Raw genomic sequence first — 1,717 nt, 5'->3', positions numbered from 1 at the left:
CGCCGCGCCGCGCGGATGAGAAGCCGGGCAGGGCCGCGCGGCCCGGGCGGGACCCGGGCCAGGGCGCGGCCGGGGGACGGAATCGTGCAGGGACCGCTGCTGCTGCTGCTCGCGCTCGGGCTGTTCGCGGCGCTGGACGCCAACAGCAAGCTGCTGGCCGGCGCCTATCCGGTGGCCCAGGTGGTGCTGATCCGCCATCTGGTGCTGCTGGCGCTGCTGTTCGGCGCGCGGGCGCTGCGGCCGGGGCTGGGCGGGCCGCTCGGCACCGCGCATCCCCGGCTGCACCTGCTGCGGGCGCTCGCCATGCTGGGCTCGGCCGTCGGCTTCTTCCAGGCGCTGCGCGAGATCCCGCTGGCCGAGGGCTACCTGGTCTATTTCACCGCCCCCTTCATGACGCTGGCGCTCGCCGCGCTGGTGCTGGGCGAGACCCTGCCGCGCCGCGTCTGGTTGTGGAGCGGCGTCGGCTTCCTCGGCATCATCGTCGCCATGGCGCCGGGGCTGTCGGCGGGCGGCAGCCTGCTGGCCTATCTCTATGCGCTGTTCGGCACCGCCAGCTACGCCACCGTGCTGACCATTAACCGCTATCTGCGCGACGAGCCGGGCATCGCCCGGCTGATCCTGTGGTCCTCGGTGCCCGGGGCGCTGCTGCTGCTGCCCTTCGCCGGCAGCGGCTGGGTGGCGCCGGGCGGGCTGGACCTGCTGGCGCTGTCGGTGAACGGCGTCTTCGCGGGTGCGGCCACCATCTGCCTGGCCGCCGCCTTCCGCCGCGCCAGCGTGGCGCAGCTGGCGCCGCTGGAATTCAGCGCCCTGCTCTGGGCCGTGCTGGCGGATTTCGCCATCTGGGGCGTGCTGCCGGCGCTGACGACGCTGGTCGGCGCCGCCATCGTCATCCTCGCCTGCCTCATGAACCACCGCTGATTTTTTTTCGGCTGCCGGTCAGGGCCGGGACGGGAGGGCGATACTGCGCCGGGTGCGCTTCGGCCCAGGGGGGCAGGGGGCGGGGTGAAGGGCGGAACGGGGCGATTGCTGTGGCGCCCGGTCGCGCCGGATCGGCAAACGGCGCTGGCCCGCAGCGCCCCACCTGACCGGCCGCGCAGCATCAGCCCGCAGCGCCCCGCCTCACCGGGTGACGGCGGCAGCCCGAAAAAAAAGTCGCGCATCGCCAGCCTGCAGCGTCCCGCCTCGCCGGGAAACGGCGGCAGCCCGGAAAAAATCAACGGCGGGGGCCGGCCTCGTTGAGGGCGAGGTTCTGGGCGGCGAGGTCGGCGGCGATGCTGTCCGGCGCCACGGCGATGGCGCGCTGCCAGTCCTCGCGGGCGCCTGCGGTGTCGCCCTTCAGCTGGCGCAGGATGCCGCGCTCCAGGAAGGCCTCGGCATTGCGCGGGTCCAGCTCCAGGGCGCGCTGGATGTCGCGCTGGGCGTCCTCGGCGCGGTCCAGGTGGCGCAGCGCGGCGGCGCGGAAGACGAAGGCCTCGGCGCGGTGCGGGTCGGTGGCGATGGCGTGGTTGAGGTCCTCCAGCGCCTCGGCATAGCGGCCCATGGCGCCGGCGGCGGTGGCGCGGTCCACCAGCAGGGCGGTGTCGTCCGGCATCAGCGACAGGGCCAGGGTGGCGGCGCCATAGGCGCGGGCGGTGTCGCCCGCCATCATCCAGGCCTGCGAGGCCTGGGCATAGATCGCGGCGCGCGCCGGGTTGCCGGCGCCGGAGCCGCCGGCCAG

Annotated in this window: 1 protein-coding gene and 1 pseudogene; one reads left to right on the top strand and one right to left on the bottom strand. The window is 74.7% G+C overall.

What is annotated here, in order from left to right:
* Positions 1–84 precede the first annotated feature (84 nt).
* The gene (locus HMPREF0731_RS20095; protein ID WP_245538371.1) at positions 85–918 is read left to right on the top strand and encodes a DMT family transporter; all 834 of its coding nucleotides are present in this window, start codon (positions 85–87) and stop codon (positions 916–918) included.
* A 295-nt stretch (positions 919–1,213) separates the two neighbouring features.
* On the opposite strand, the pseudogene HMPREF0731_RS20090 reads toward HMPREF0731_RS20095, so the two are convergent.
* A pseudogene (locus tag HMPREF0731_RS20090) lies at positions 1,214–1,717 on the bottom strand (tetratricopeptide repeat protein); the annotation flags it as partial.

Origin of the sequence: Pseudoroseomonas cervicalis ATCC 49957, from assembly GCF_000164635.1 — a bacterium.
Classification (GTDB): Bacteria; Pseudomonadota; Alphaproteobacteria; order Acetobacterales; family Acetobacteraceae; genus Pseudoroseomonas; species Pseudoroseomonas cervicalis.
This window is presented reverse-complemented; position numbering and strand designations above follow the sequence as displayed.